Annotated in this window: 13 protein-coding genes and 1 tRNA gene; 9 read left to right on the forward strand and 5 right to left on the reverse strand. The window is 66.5% G+C overall.

The window, feature by feature from the left end; translation table 11 throughout:
- Position 1: 1 nt before the first annotated feature.
- The 4 genes from AC3A5N_RS03185 to AC3A5N_RS03200 all read right to left on the reverse strand — a co-directional run bounded on the left by AC3A5N_RS03185 (position 2) and on the right by AC3A5N_RS03200 (position 4,248).
- Positions 2-1,282, reverse strand: coding sequence for a TRAP transporter large permease (locus tag AC3A5N_RS03185; protein ID WP_487735853.1), 1,281 nt, complete (start codon positions 1,280-1,282; stop codon positions 2-4).
- Positions 1,273-1,782, reverse strand: a complete 510-nt coding sequence (locus AC3A5N_RS03190) for a TRAP transporter small permease (protein WP_487735854.1) — start codon at positions 1,780-1,782, stop codon at positions 1,273-1,275. Before AC3A5N_RS03190 ends, AC3A5N_RS03185 begins: the two co-directional genes overlap by 10 nt.
- Complete coding sequence (locus AC3A5N_RS03195) at positions 1,775-2,746, reverse strand: TRAP transporter substrate-binding protein (protein WP_487735855.1); 972 nt, start codon at positions 2,744-2,746, stop codon at positions 1,775-1,777. The genes AC3A5N_RS03190 and AC3A5N_RS03195 overlap by 8 nt, the downstream gene beginning before the upstream one ends.
- Before the next feature lie 329 nt (positions 2,747-3,075).
- Complete coding sequence (locus AC3A5N_RS03200) at positions 3,076-4,248, reverse strand: Gfo/Idh/MocA family protein (protein WP_487735856.1); 1,173 nt, start codon at positions 4,246-4,248, stop codon at positions 3,076-3,078.
- 97 nt (positions 4,249-4,345) lie between these two features.
- Between AC3A5N_RS03200 and AC3A5N_RS03205 the strand changes: the two genes are divergently transcribed.
- From AC3A5N_RS03205 to AC3A5N_RS03245, 9 genes are read left to right on the forward strand one after another with little or no spacing between them, the layout of a single operon-like run.
- The gene (locus AC3A5N_RS03205) at positions 4,346-4,738 is read left to right on the forward strand and encodes a c-type cytochrome (RefSeq protein ID WP_487735857.1); all 393 of its coding nucleotides are present in this window, start codon (positions 4,346-4,348) and stop codon (positions 4,736-4,738) included.
- 19 nt (positions 4,739-4,757) lie between these two features.
- On the forward strand, positions 4,758-5,801 hold the full coding sequence (locus tag AC3A5N_RS03210) for a sugar phosphate isomerase/epimerase family protein (protein ID WP_487735858.1): 1,044 nt from the start codon (positions 4,758-4,760) through the stop codon (positions 5,799-5,801).
- A gap of 52 nt (positions 5,802-5,853) precedes the next feature.
- Positions 5,854-7,155 carry an MFS transporter gene (locus tag AC3A5N_RS03215; protein WP_487735859.1) on the forward strand — a complete coding sequence of 434 codons (1,302 nt, stop codon included), beginning with the start codon at positions 5,854-5,856 and terminating at the stop codon, positions 7,153-7,155.
- Positions 7,152-8,063, forward strand: a complete 912-nt coding sequence (locus tag AC3A5N_RS03220) for a hydroxypyruvate isomerase family protein (protein ID WP_487735860.1) — start codon at positions 7,152-7,154, stop codon at positions 8,061-8,063. Before AC3A5N_RS03215 ends, AC3A5N_RS03220 begins: the two co-directional genes overlap by 4 nt.
- 11 nt (positions 8,064-8,074) lie before the next feature.
- Positions 8,075-8,902 carry a 3-keto-disaccharide hydrolase gene (locus AC3A5N_RS03225; protein ID WP_487735861.1) on the forward strand — a complete coding sequence of 276 codons (828 nt, stop codon included), beginning with the start codon at positions 8,075-8,077 and terminating at the stop codon, positions 8,900-8,902.
- Entirely contained in the window at positions 8,899-9,456 is a 558-nt protein-coding gene (locus AC3A5N_RS03230) for a gluconate 2-dehydrogenase subunit 3 family protein (protein WP_487735862.1), read from the forward strand. Before AC3A5N_RS03225 ends, AC3A5N_RS03230 begins: the two co-directional genes overlap by 4 nt.
- On the forward strand, positions 9,453-10,295 hold the full coding sequence (locus AC3A5N_RS03235; RefSeq protein ID WP_487735863.1) for a sugar phosphate isomerase/epimerase family protein: 843 nt from the start codon (positions 9,453-9,455) through the stop codon (positions 10,293-10,295). Before AC3A5N_RS03230 ends, AC3A5N_RS03235 begins: the two co-directional genes overlap by 4 nt.
- Positions 10,296-10,320: 25 nt before the next feature.
- The gene (locus AC3A5N_RS03240; RefSeq protein WP_487735864.1) at positions 10,321-12,003 is read left to right on the forward strand and encodes a GMC family oxidoreductase; all 1,683 of its coding nucleotides are present in this window, start codon (positions 10,321-10,323) and stop codon (positions 12,001-12,003) included.
- A 13-nt stretch (positions 12,004-12,016) separates the two neighbouring features.
- Positions 12,017-13,270 carry an FG-GAP repeat domain-containing protein gene (locus AC3A5N_RS03245; RefSeq protein WP_487735865.1) on the forward strand — a complete coding sequence of 418 codons (1,254 nt, stop codon included), beginning with the start codon at positions 12,017-12,019 and terminating at the stop codon, positions 13,268-13,270.
- A gap of 74 nt (positions 13,271-13,344) precedes the next feature.
- On the opposite strand, the gene AC3A5N_RS03250 is transcribed toward AC3A5N_RS03245, so the two are convergent.
- A tRNA-Ser gene (locus AC3A5N_RS03250) sits at positions 13,345-13,435 on the reverse strand.
- Positions 13,436-13,472: the final 37 nt, after the last annotated feature.

Genomic DNA, 13,472 nt, shown 5'->3' on the forward strand with positions numbered 1-13,472 from the left:
CTCACTTGAAATAATTCGGCAGCGTCATCGAGAGTTCTGGGATGTAGGTGATCAACAGCAGTGCGAGGACGAGCGCGCCGTAGAACGGCCAGATCGTCTTCACCGCCCGTTCGACGGGGATCTTGCCGATCGCCGAGCTCACGAACAGGACCGAACCCACGGGTGGTGTCACCAGTCCGATGCCGAGGTTCAGCATCAGGATGATCCCGAAATGCACCGGATCGATGCCCAGCGGCATCAGGATCGGCAGGAAAATCGGCGTCGTGATCACGATCAGCGGCGCCATGTCCATGAAGGTCCCGAGCAGGAGCAGGATGACATTGATGATGAGGAGGATCAGGATCGGGTTGTCGGTTATGAAGCCGATCAGGTTTGCGAGCTCAGCAGGGACTTCGAGAATCGCCAGCGCGAACCCGAAGCCCGTGGCCGAGGCGATGATAAGGAGCACCATCGCAGTCGTCTTCACTGACTGAATGGCCGCCGCCATGAACTCCGCCAGCCCCAGCGTCCGGTAGACCAGAGCGCCGACAAGAATGGTGTAGATGACCGCGATCGCGGAGCTCTCCGTCGCGGTGAAGATGCCGCTCAGGATGCCGCCCATGATGATGATCGCCGTCAGCAGGCCCGGCAGCGCGTAAAGCGTCGCGCGCAGGAATGGCCGCCAGCCCGGGAAGACACCGCGCGGATAACCCCTCCGGCGCGCCACGACATAAGTAGCGATCATGAGCAGGAGGCCGGTGAGGACGCCCGGAATGACACCCGCGAGAAACAGATCGCCGATGGAAACTCCGGTGCCCGAAGCCGCCGCATAGATGATCATGTTGTGCGAGGGCGGGATCAGCAGCCCGACGATCGCGCCGGTCGCCGTCACGTTCACTGCATAGTCGGCGTCGTAACCCTTTTCCTTCATCAGCGGAACGAGCGTGGAGCCCATGGCGGAGGCGCAGGCGATGGCAGAGCCGGAGACTGCGCCGAACAGCATCGATGCGCCGACGTTCACCTGCCCCAGTCCGCCGCGCGTGCGGCCGAACGTCGCCTCGGCCACCTGTACCAGCCGGGTCGCTATCCCCGCGCGGTACATGAGGTCCCCGGCGAAGATGAAGAAGGGAATGGCCATGAGGCTGAACACGCTGATCCCCGCGGCCATTCGCTGAAACACGACGACCAGCGGAAGGTCGATGGCGAGGAACGCCGCGATCGTCGCGCCGAGGAGGGCGAAAGCAACCGGTACGCCGATCAGCAGCAGCACCAGCAGCGTGAGGAAGAGGACCGCTAGCTCCACTGGCCGTCCTCCACATCCGCGCTCTCTTCGCCGGTACTGTCCTCGATGATCAGTTCCACCGCGAAGAAAGCCATCAAGGCGCCCGACAGCGGCAGCGGCAGGTAGGCGACCCCCCGCGGCAGCCCCAGCGTAGGGATCACGTGACTCCACGTCCGCGCCACCAGTTCACCGCCCCAGACGAGAAGGGCGATACCGCTCAGGCCCACGATCACGTGCGCCAGCAGGCGCAGCACGCGCCGGCGCGACGGCCGCAGCGCCGATTGCACGGCTACGATACGGATGTGGAAGCCCTCGCGAACGCCGGCAGCGGCGGCGAAGAACACGTACCAGATCATGAGAACCAGAGCTGCCTGCTCGGCCCACGAGGGGCTATCGTTCAGCACGAACCGCCCGAACACCTGCCAGCCGATGATCGCGGTCATCGCGATCAGCCCCACTGCGCCGGCACGAAGCAGGGCGGCGCTGGCCGCGCGGTTCATGCGCTTCAATCCGTCAAGCATTGCCATCCCCCATCGCCAGCGCCGCGCGCATGACTTCCCTCTGCGCGTCGCTCCTGACGAAACTCTCCCATACCGGGCGCATCTTCTGCCGGAAGGGTCCGGGATCGACTTCATTCACCCGGACGCCATCCGCGATCAGCGTCTCCTCTGCAGCGGCAACCCGAGCGTCCCACAGGCCGCGCATGTAGGGCACCGACTCTCGCGCACTCTCCATCACGATCTCCCGGTCCGCGGCAGCGAGGTTGTCCCAACTCACCTTCGACATCAGCAGAACTTCTGGTGCCATGACGTGGCGCGTGAGGCTGTAGTAGGGCGCGGCTTCGTAGTGCCGCCCGCTCTCGTAGGAGGGCCAGTTGTTCTCTGCCCCGTCGATCACGCCCTGGACGAGGCCCTGGTAAACCTCGCCAATGTCCATCGGCGTCGGGTCGGCGCCGAGATTGCGGATCATCGCCACGTAGAGATCGGAATTCTGGACTCTGATCTTCATGCCGTTCATGTCCGCCGGCCGCTCGATCGGGCCTCTCGTGTTGTAGAAGGAACGCGCACCAGAATCGTAGAAACAGAGGCCGACCATCCCGTGCGGCACGAGCGAGGCGAGCACCCGCTCCCCGGGCCTCGCGTCCAGCACGCGCCGCAGATGCGCTTCGCTATCGAACAGGAACGGCAGCGAAAAGATTGTGGTGAGGGGTTCGATCGAGTTGAGCGGCGCAAGATTGACACGGTTGAAATCGAGGCCGCCGAAGCTGGTGATCTCCAGCGTATCGCGCTCCGCGCCGAGCTGGCCGCTGGGAAAGAGCTTGATCCGAAGCCTGCCGCCGCTGCGCTGCTCCACGAGATCGCCGAAGTACCGGAACGCCCGTACCGTCGGGTAATCGGCAGGATGGGTATCGGTGCCGAACAGCGTCGATCGCCCGCCACTGCCGCACCCCGCGAGTCCCGCGGCAAGCGCCCCGCCGACGAACATGCGCCGACTGACTCTCAACACTTGGCCCCGCGGCCGGAAACCTTGCACGCGCTTGCGCCCACGACCCTCACCTCTCCCAACTTGCCGCATCTTGTGGCGGCCACTTGGGTCAGGTTTTGCACATTATGACACCGGTTACCAGAGGGAATTTTATGCGTTGGTTAGAGGGAGTGCGGGCTACGGCTGGCTGGCCGCCAGCTACTATCCAGTTGAATGCATGTAAGGACGACGGCGCGTGCAGCGCTCCGCTCGGCGGTGGTGAAGTAGGACCGAGTGGTCCGCCCATGCGCGCCGAGGGTCGCAAGATCACCGAGCCTAGCTCAACCTGGCTAGCCGGGATTTTCGGCGAGCACGGTCCACTTGGCCTCGCCCGCGCTGTTCTCGATCATGGCCTCGACGAAGGCCATCGTCCGCAGACCGTCGTCGATCCCGGGGAACCAGGCCGCCTCGCCAGGCCGCGGCGGATTCGCGGCGCCTGCGCGCAAGGCGCGGCCGAAGCTGCGGTAGAGGTTGGCGAAGGCTTCGATATAACCCTCTGGGTGACCTGCCGGGACGCGCAGGCGCGCCATGGTCGAAGCGTCGAGACCGGGACCACCCGCGCGGATGATCTCTGCCGGGCGGTCGAGCCAGCGTAGCGTCAGCGTGTTCGGCTCCATCTGCGACCAGTCGAGGCCGCCCTTCTCGCCGTGGATGCGCAGGCGCAGCCCGTTTTCGTCACCCGCCGCCACCTGGCTGGCCTTGAGCACGCCGCGCGTACCGCCTTCGAAGCGCAGCAGCGCCGCCACGTCGTCGTCGAGACGGCGGCCCGGCACATGCGTGGTCAGGTCCGCGCTCAGGTGCTCGACCTTCAGGCCGGACACATGCTCGGCGAGTTGAAACGCGTGCGTGCCGATGTCACCCAGGCAGCCGCCCAGCCCGGCCCGTGCCGGGTCGGTGCGCCACTCGGCCTGCTTGTTGCCGTCGCGGTCGATCGGCTCGCTCAGCCAGCCTTGCGAGTACTCAACCTGCACCAGGCGGATCGCACCGAAATCGCCGCGCGCGACGCGCACGCGCGCTTCCTCGACCAACGGATAGCCGCTGTAGGTGAAGGCGAGGCCGTAGAGCTTGCCGCGGCGTGCGACGGCTTCGGCGATCGCCCGCGCTTCGGCGAGGTTCAGTGCCATCGGCTTTTCGGACATGACGTGAAAACCGGCATCGAGCGCGGCGATCGCCATCGGGGCGTGCAGATGGTTCGGCGTTACGATCGCCAGCGCTTCCATCCGCTGGTCCTCCGGCAGCGCCGCCTCGGCCGCGAGCAGCGCGTCGAGGGTGGCATAGGCCCGCGCCGGATCAAGGCCGAGCGCGTCGGCGCTTCGCAGGTTGCGTTCGGCGTCGCTGCTGAATGCGCCGCAGACCAGCGAAAACTCGCCATCAAGAGCTGCCGCCATCCGGTGCACCGCGCCGATGAAAGCGCCCTCGCCGCCCCCGGCCATGCCATAGCGAATTTTCGGCTGCGCGCTCATCCCATTCTCCACTTTCTTAATTCCGAAAAATGATTGCATAATTCGTTTGTGAACGGTTACATGCCTCTTCCGGCTGTTTCCAGACGGGAGAGGATAAATGAAGTTTCTTATGGGCCTCCCTCCGGTGGCCGCCATTTTGATCGCCCTGGCGCTGATGCCTTCCACTCAGGTGCGGGCGGATCCTGCCCCCAATGCCGGAGCCCAGGCCTTCGCCGCCTGCCGTGCCTGTCATACTCTGAACGCGGGCGGCAAGAGCACAATGGGCCCCAATCTTCACGGCCTGTTCGGCCGGCAGGCAGGTTCCGTGCCCGGATTCAACTATAGTCCGGCGCTCAAGGCGTCGAAGATTCGCTGGGACGAGAAGACCCTCAACGAGTATCTGGCCGCGCCGACCAAGAAGGTTCCGGGCACGCGGATGTTCGTCAAGGTTGCCGATCCGGCCCGCCGTGCTGCACTGATCGACTATCTCAAGGCCGAAACGGCCAAGTGATTCGGAAGGGGGCGGCGGCATGAAGGGCCCGGCAGTTTTTCTCGCGCAGTTCATGAGCGACTCCGCGCCGTTCGACACACTGCCTTCCGCCGCCCGCTGGATGGCCGAAGCTGGCTATGTCGGCATTCAGGTTCCGACCACCGACAGCCGCTGCATCGACTTGCGCCTGGCAGCCGAAAGCCAGGACTACTGCGACGAACTCGCCGGCACCTGCCGGGAGGCGGGGGTCGAGATCACGGAACTCTCGACTCATCTGCAAGGCCAACTGGTCGCGGTTCATCCGGCCTATGACGTGGCATTCGATGGCTTCGCGCCCGAGGCGGTGCGAGGGAAGCCGGCGGAACGGCAAGCATGGGCGGTCGAACAACTCCATCTCGCGGCCAAGGCGAGCCGGCGGCTGGGGCTCAAGGCGCACGCGACGTTCTCGGGCGCGCTGGCCTGGCCCTATCTCTATCCCTGGCCGCAGCGCCCCGCGGGGTTGGTCGAAGAGGCATTCGCCGAACTCGCCAAGCGCTGGCGGCCGATCCTCGATGCGTTCGAGGAAGAGGGCGTCGATCTCGCCTACGAGATCCATCCCGGCGAGGACCTGCACGATGGCGTCACGTTCGAACGCTTCCTCGCGGCGGTGGACAACCACCCGCGCGCCAACATTCTCTACGATCCCAGTCATTACGTGCTGCAGGCGCTCGATTATCTCGAGTTCATCGACATCTATCACGAGCGCATCCGGATGTTCCACGTCAAGGATGCCGAACTCAATCCGAACGGGCGCTCGGGCGTCTATGGGGGCTACCAGGACTGGGTGAACCGACCGGGCCGCTTCCGCTCGCTCGGCGACGGGCAGGTGGATTTCTCGGGCATTTTCTCGAAGCTGACGCAGTACGGCTATGACGGCTGGGCGGTGCTGGAATGGGAGTGCTGCCTGAAGCACCCCGAGGACGGCGCCCGCGAAGGCGCGCCGTTCATCGCCGCGCACATGATCCGCCAGCCCGAACGCGCGTTCGACGATTTCGCCGCAGGCAGCGATCCCGCGCTCAATCGCGCGCTGTTGGGACTGGATTGAGCACCCGGCCGCACGTCCGGAACGATAAAAGAAGAAAGGGAGGGAGCGCCAGATGGCCGCGACGTTGAATAAGGGAAGGCTGTTCTGGCTGGGCGTCCTCGCCCTGTTCACTGCCGCATCGAGCCTCGCGATCCGCGGCGCGATCGCCAGCGGGCTCAAGGCCGAGTGGATCGATCCCATCGCTCCGCTGCAGGCGGGCGAACTGCTCGCCGCCGCCCTGGGCGCGGCGTTCCTCAGCTTCGCGATCACCCTGTTCGTCGCGAGCGCCCTGCTGGACCAGATCGGGATGAAGGGGTGCCTGCTGGGTGCAGGCTTGTGCTTCCTCGTCGGCCCGCTGCTGATCATCACTGCCGGCGATATCGCGACCGGCATGACCGTCTATACTCTGGTCTGGCTTGGCATGCTCCTCAGCGGCATCGGCTGGGGGCTGACCGAGGCGGCGATCAACCCACTGACGGCGCAGCTTTATCCCGAAGACACGACGCACCGACTCAACGTGCTGCATGCCTGGTTTCCCGGCGGGATCATCGTCGGCGGGCTGGCTGGATTCTTTCTCTCCGCCACCCTGCCGTGGCAAGGCATCATGGCGCTGGTGATGATCCCGGCGGTGGCAACCGTCGCGATCGCGGCGACCACGACTTTCCCGCCTCCGCTGCGCAGTGAAAGCGGCGTGACGTTCGGTGAGATGGTGAGCGAGGTGTTCCGCCGCCCCAGCTTCTTCATCTGGTTCGGCGCTATGTTCCTGACCGCCGCGTCCGAGCTCGCGCCCGGCCAGTGGATCGACGTCGCCCTTTCGAACCGCGTCGGCATGCGCGGCATCCTGCTGCTGGTTTACGTCAATGCGTTGATGTTCGTGTTCCGCCATTTCGCCGGCCGGCTGGCCAACAAGATCTCCAATCCGGGCCTGCTCTGGGTATCCAGTCTGCTCGCCGCGATCGGGCTGTTCATGCTGAGCCAGGCGCAGTCGCCGGCCGCGGCGATCCTCGCCTCGACCGTATGGGGGCTGGGCGTGTGCGTGATGTGGCCGACGATGCTCGCCTCGGTCGCCGAGCGTTATCCGCGCGGGGGATCGTGGGCCCTCGGGCTGGTCGGATCCGCGGGTGCCCTCGCCAGCTTCTTCGTCCTCCCCCGGCTGGGCGCGATGTTCGACGAGGCCAAGATCGAATTCGCTGGCGGCCCCGAGGCTTTCGCGCGGCTGACCGGCGCGGCGAAGCTCGCGGTGGAGGACGCGGCGGCATCGGTCTCGTTCCAGCGGCTGGCGATCCTGCCGGTGATCCTCCTGGCGGTGTTCGGCTTCATCTGGCTGCGCGAGCGCGGCAAGTCGCGGGCCATGCTCGCGGGTGAGGCGGCGTGAGCCTGTCGCGCCGCACGGTGCTGGTCGGTAGTGCAGCCACGGCCGCGGCCGCGGCAACAATGGGCAGTGGCGCCTCGGCGCAAAACGCTGCTCGGTTCTCGCTCGGCTACGCGCCGCATGAAGGGAGCTTCAAGAGCCGCGGCAACCGGCTCGAGCAGATCGCCTATGCGGCCGATATGGGCTTCACCGCCTGGGAAGACAACGAGGCGGCGGGCCGTTCGGTCGCCGAACAGACCGCTATGGCGCGCGCGCTGCAGCAGCGCGGCATGACCATGGGCGTGTTCGTCGCGAGCATGCCCCGGTGGAGCGATTTCCGCCCGGTCCTCGGCGCCGACGACGATAGCGACCGGCAGGCCTTCCTCGCCGACATCCGCGTGTCGGTAGATGTTGCGAAGCGGCTCAATGCGAAGTGGATGACGGTCGTCCCCGGCTTCCTCGAACGCAAGCTGCCGGTGGAGATTCAGACCGGCCGGATCGTCGACACCATGCGCCGCGCGGCCGAGATCGTCGAGCCGCACGGGCTCGTCATGGTGATGGAGCCACTGAACACGCTGGTGAACCACCCGGGCGTGTTCCTGCGGACCATTCCGCAGGGCTTCGCCGTCGCCAGAGGCACGGATAGCCCGGCAGTGAAGGTCCTCGCCGATCTCTACCACGAGCAGATCCAAGCCGGGAATCTGATCAACACGATGGCGACCTGCTGGGACGAGATCGCCTACATTCAGTTCGGCGACAATCCGGGGCGCAACGAGCCCGGCACCGGCGAGATCAACTATCGCAACGTCGTCCGCTGGCTGCGCGCGAAGAGGTTCGCGGGCGTGATTGGCATGGAACACGGCAATTCGATCGAAGGCCGCGCGGGGGAGGAGCGGCTGGTCGCCGCCTACCGAGCGATCGACGCGGCATGAGGAGGAAACGAGTGAGGCATTTCAATATGGCGACGGCGATCGCTGTCGCGACATTGGCGGGAGGCGCCGTCATGGCGCAGGACAAACCGGGCTTTCGCGACACGCCGCTGCTGCCCGACGGCAAGTGGAAGGTGCATGACGCCGACCGGCCCCACCCCGACGTCGTGACGCCGGGCGCCACGCCGGGCGCGCCGCCGTCCGACGCGATTGTGCTGTTCGACGGCAGCTCGCTCGACGCGTGGGAGCCGACCGGCCAACCGTGGCATCTCGCAAACGGCGTGATGACCGTGCCCGCACGCGAAGAGGGGGAGGAGGCGAGCACGCTCGTCAGCAAGCAGAGCTTCGGCGACGTTCAGCTCCACCTCGAATTCCGCTCCCCCAACCCTCCGCAGAAGAACTCGCAGGACCGGGGCAACAGCGGCGTGTGGTTCATGGAACGCTACGAGGTCCAGATCCTCGACGGCTATGACAACCCGACTTATGCCGACGGCACGGTGGGCGCGATCTACGGATGGAAGCCGCCGCTGGTGAACGCCTCGCGCAAGCCGGGCGAATGGCAGAGCTACGACATCGTCTTCGAACGGCCGCGCTTCGCCGCCGACGGGTCGGTCGAGCGGCCCGCCTACGTCACGGTGTTCCTGAACGGCGTGCTGGTGCAGAACCGCCAGCCGTTCCTCGGCTCAACCATATGGCGCGATGTCGGAAAGTACGAAGCGCATGCCGATGCCGCGCCGATCCAGCTTCAGGATCACGATTCGCCGGTATCGTTCCGCAATATCTGGGTCCGGCCGCTGCCCGAGGCGGCGCTGAGCCATGACGCGATGGGAGACCACCAGTGATCGATCGCAGAGACGCCCTTGCGGGCATCGTCGCCATGTTCGGCGCCACCCTGTTCGCGCCCATCGCGCGCGCGGCCTCGGTCCAGGTCGCAGTGATCGACACCGGCCCTCCGAGTAGCGAGGTCTTCACCGCCGGACAGCGCGCGCTGGTGAGCGCGCTGAGCGAGCGGGTGATCCCCACCACCGACACGCCGGGCGCGATCGCGGCGGAAGTGCCGCAGTTCATCGAGAAGCTGCTCGCCGACTGGGCCCGGCCGGAGGACAAGCAGCCGATCCTCGCAGGGCTCGGCGCGATCGAGACGCGCAGCCGGCGCGACTACAAGGTCGCCGCTGCGGACGCGACGCCCGAGCAGCAGGACGCCTTGCTGACGCTGGCGATGAACGATCAGCTTCCCGGCGGTGCGGACTTCTTCGACAAGTTCCGCCAGCTCGTGATCACCGGCTACTACACGTCGGAGATCGGCATCACGCAGGAGCGTGAATACCTCCCCGTCCCGGGCAAGTACGACGGCGCCTACCCTTACGCCAACGTCACCAAGGTCTTTTCGTCATGAGGGCGAGCAGACGGCAGATGCTCGCCGGCAGCGCGGCTCTCGCAGCCGCCTTCGCCGCCGGCCCACTCGTCGCCCGGGGCGCCCCGGCGGGACGGAAGATCGGCCTCCAGCTCTACACCGTGCGCGAGTTGTTCGCGCCCGATCCGATCGGCACGCTCGAGAAGGTGGCCGCGATCGGCTACCGCGAGGTCGAATATGGCGGCGGCGGGTACGAGGCGATGGACCACGCGGCGCTGCGCAAGGCGATGGACCGGCTCGGCCTCACTGCCCCCTCGATCCACGTCGGCTACGATGCGCTCGCGGGCAAGTTCGATGAAACGGTGGCCATGGCCCGCACACTGGGCGCCGACACGATCATCGTGCCGTGGATGGAGGAGAAGTTCCTCGAAGCCGCCGCCTGGCGCGGCGCAGTCGCCGACTTCAACCGCTTTGCCGAGCGGCTCAAGGCGGTGGGCCTGGGTTTCGCCTACCACAACCACGACTTCGAGTTCACGCACAAGGACGGCGATCGGACTCTGTTCGACGTTCTCGTTGCGGAGGGCGATCCCGAACTCCTCGGCATCGAGCTCGACCTGTTCTGGGCGATCAAGGCCGGACAGGACGCGAAGGAACTGATCCGCCGCCTTCCGGGCCGGATCTACGCCTATCACGTGAAGGACATGACTGCCGACGGCGCGATGACCAGCGTCGGCAAGGGCGTGATCGACTTTGCCGACATCTTCACGCTGAACGAGGTCGCGGGCGTCCAGCATCTCTACGTCGAGAACGATCAGTCGCCGGCGCCCTACCTGCCGGACATCACCACCAGTTTCACCACGCTGAGCCGCCTCGGCGCCTGAACCGATTACGCAAGGAACATTTCTCATGGCAGCGACGGACCAATTCGACGCAATCGTCATCGGCTCGGGCGTCAGCGGCGGCTGGGCCGCGAAGGAGCTCACCGAGAAAGGGCTGCGCGTGCTGATGCTCGACCGCGGCGTGATGGTCGAGCATGGCGCGGACTATACCTACGACGGCGCCCCTCCCTACGAGATTCCGGCCCGCAACATGATGCCCAGGCCGCTGGTGAAGAGCGACTACTTCATCGCCACGCACGGCTATGTCTCGCCCAGCAACCAGAAGTTCTACAACAACGACCGCCTCAACCCCTACGCCTACGACGAGGGCGAGAAGTTCTACTGGATCCGCCCCGGCGCGGTCGGCGGCAAGTCTCTTATCTGGGGCCGCTGGTCGTTCCGCTGGGGACCCGAGGACTTCGAGGCGAACAAGCGCGAGAACATCGGCGGCGAATGGCCGATCGGCTATGACGACCTCGCGCCCTGGTACGACTATGTCGAGAACTACGTCGGCGTCTCGGGCTCGCGCGAGAACCTGCCGCAACTGCCCGACAGCCAGTTCCAGCCGCCGATCCCGATGAATGTCGCGGAAAAGTGGGTGAAGGAACGGCTCGAGGCGTCCTCGCCGGGGCGCAAGCTGATCCACACGCGCCTCTCCAACATGACCGAAGACAAGCCGGAGCAGGGCCGCAGCAAGTGCCAGTTCCGGGCCCAGTGCGGCCGCGGCTGCTCGTTCGGGGCCTATTTCTCGACCCAGGCGGTGACGCTTCCCGCGGCGCGCGCGACCGGGCTGCTGACGCTGCGGTCGGACGCGGTGGTCAGCAATCTCGAATACGATCCCGCGACCAAGCGCGTCACCGGCGTGCGCGTGGTCGATGCGAAGACGAAGCAGGCGGAGATCATCCCCGCGCGGCTGGTCTTCCTCTGCGCCTCGGCGATGGCCTCAACGCAGATTCTGATGAACTCGCGGATCCCCGGGACCGGCCGCAGTCATTTCGACAACAGCGGCACCCTCGGCCGCTACGTGATGGACCACATCTTCCGGGTCGACATCTCGGGCGATATCCCGGGCATGACCGAATATATCGAATACGGCCGGCGCCCGGGCGGGGTCTACATCCCCCGCTTCCGCAACGTCGGCGGCGAGGAGGGCATCGGCTTCCTGCGCGGCTACGGCTACCAGGGCAGCGCCTATCGCAGCCCGCTGCCGCCCGAAGGGTTCGGTGCTTCGATGAAACACGGCATGCGCGGCTATGGGCCGTGGAGGTTCGGCATGGGCGCGTTCGGTGAATGCCTGCCCTACGAAGACAACCACGTCGCGCTCCACCCGGACAAGGTCGACCGCTTCGGGATACCCCTGATGCGCTTCAACGTGACCTTCCGCGACAACGAGCTCAAGATGATGAGCGACGCGCGGACCGAGGGCGAGAGGATGCTGCGCGCCGCGGGCTTGACCAATGTGAAGAGCAACCGGCGCGAGCACGTTCCCGGCGATGCGATCCACGAAATGGGCGGCGCGCGTATGGGCGCCGATCCGCGCCAGTCGGTCCTCAACAAGTGGAGCCAGGCGCACGACGCGGCCAACCTTTTCGTGACCGACGGCGCGCAGATGGCCTCGATCTCTTGCGTGAACCCCTCGCTGACCTTCATGGCGATGACCGCGCGTGCGGCCGACTACGCGGTCAAGCAATTGAAGGTCGGCGCGATCTAGCGGCGGACGTGTCATGGGCTCACGGGCAAACGGCCGCCATCGTCCGCTTCTGTGGGCCGCCCCGCTCCTGGCCGCCGGCGCGTGCCAGGCACAGGAGCCGGCGGACCGCCTGCCCACCGCTTTGCGCGACGTAACCGCGACCCATCTGCCGCAGGCGCCCGACCTGCATGCGCTCGACATCGCGCTCGCCGACTTCGACGGCGACGGCGATCTCGATGCGGCGCTCGCGGTCGAGGGCGACGTCAACCGGCTCTACCTCAACGATGGACACGGCCGCTTCGCCTGGGCCCAAGGCGCCTTCGGCCAGCGTCCGCACGACACCGAACACGTGCGCGCGGCCGACTTCGACCGCGACGGCCATATGGACGTCGTTTTCGTCGCCGAGGACGACCGCACGCACCAGTTGTTCCTCGGCAGCGGCGACGGGCGCTTCGTGGATGCGAGCGATCGGCTACCGGCGAAGAGCGAGGGCAACGGCCTCGCGGTGGGCGATGTCAACGGCGACGGCCTGCCCGACATCGTCGTCGGCAATTCGGGCGAGGAGGAAGGCGGCCGGAACTTCCTGTGGCTGAACGATCCCGATCGTCCGGGCCGGTTCGAGGATCGCACCGCAACGCACTTGCCGGCGATCGGCAACCGGGCGCAGGGCATCGCTCTCGCCGATCTCGACGGCGACGGCGATCTCGACATGGCGGTTGCGACCGAAGCGCCCCCGACGCGGCTGCTCGTCAACGACGGCACCGGCCGCTTCGCCGAAGCATCGGCCCGGCTCGACCAGGTCACGCCGCTCGAGACGCGCGAGGTCCACGTGTTCGATGCCAACGGCGACGGACGGCCGGACATCCTGCTGCTCAATCTCACCAGCAATGCCGGAGAGTGGGAGAAAGACCCGCAGGCGCGGCTGCTGGTGCAGGACGAATCCGGGCGCTTCGCCGATGAGACGACAGAGCGCCTGCCGCCCAATCGCTTCTCGAGCTGGGGCGGCGCCGTCATGGACTTCAACGGCGACGGCCATTCCGACCTGATCGTCGGCGCCATTGCGGTCCCCGGCTTCGATCCCCTCCAGGTGCGCGCCTACGCCAATGACGGCGAGGGCCGGTTCCACGACGCCACGGCCGCGACCATCCCGGGCACGACCGTCGGCCGAAGCTGGAGCATGGCCGTAGGCGACGTGAACAGCGACGGCGCGGACGACCTCTTCATCGGCGGCTGGGGCACACAGGCCCGCCTGCTCCTCGGACGCCCCGCGTCGGCGGGGAACGAGTAACGCAGCTCGGTCGGTACGATCGCGACGTTGGCTGAAGCTTTCAGGAAGCCGAAGCAGCTGTGCCGCAAAATGGGTGGCGGAGCGGGAGGGATTCGAACCCTCGATACGGGGTTGCCGTATACACACTTTCCAGGCGTGCGCCTTCGACCACTCGGCCACCGCTCCGTATGCCTGTTCTTGGCAGACGCGCGCACCTAGCGGG

It is taken from the genome of Pelagerythrobacter sp. Soil_C_18 (assembly GCF_057657235.1).

Coding starts and splice junctions, on each gene's coding strand:
- AC3A5N_RS03240 (WP_487735864.1), top strand. CDS start 10,321: ATGGCAGCGACGGACCAATTCGACGCAATCGTCATCGGCTCGGGCGTC.
- AC3A5N_RS03205 (WP_487735857.1), top strand. CDS start 4,346: ATGAAGTTTCTTATGGGCCTCCCTCCGGTGGCCGCCATTTTGATCGCC.
- AC3A5N_RS03200 (WP_487735856.1), bottom strand. CDS start 4,248: ATGAGCGCGCAGCCGAAAATTCGCTATGGCATGGCCGGGGGCGGCGAG.
- AC3A5N_RS03190 (WP_487735854.1), bottom strand. CDS start 1,782: ATGCTTGACGGATTGAAGCGCATGAACCGCGCGGCCAGCGCCGCCCTG.
- AC3A5N_RS03210 (WP_487735858.1), top strand. CDS start 4,758: ATGAAGGGCCCGGCAGTTTTTCTCGCGCAGTTCATGAGCGACTCCGCG.
- AC3A5N_RS03215 (WP_487735859.1), top strand. CDS start 5,854: ATGGCCGCGACGTTGAATAAGGGAAGGCTGTTCTGGCTGGGCGTCCTC.
- AC3A5N_RS03245 (WP_487735865.1), top strand. CDS start 12,017: ATGGGCTCACGGGCAAACGGCCGCCATCGTCCGCTTCTGTGGGCCGCC.
- AC3A5N_RS03235 (WP_487735863.1), top strand. CDS start 9,453: ATGAGGGCGAGCAGACGGCAGATGCTCGCCGGCAGCGCGGCTCTCGCA.
- AC3A5N_RS03195 (WP_487735855.1), bottom strand. CDS start 2,746: ATGTTCGTCGGCGGGGCGCTTGCCGCGGGACTCGCGGGGTGCGGCAGT.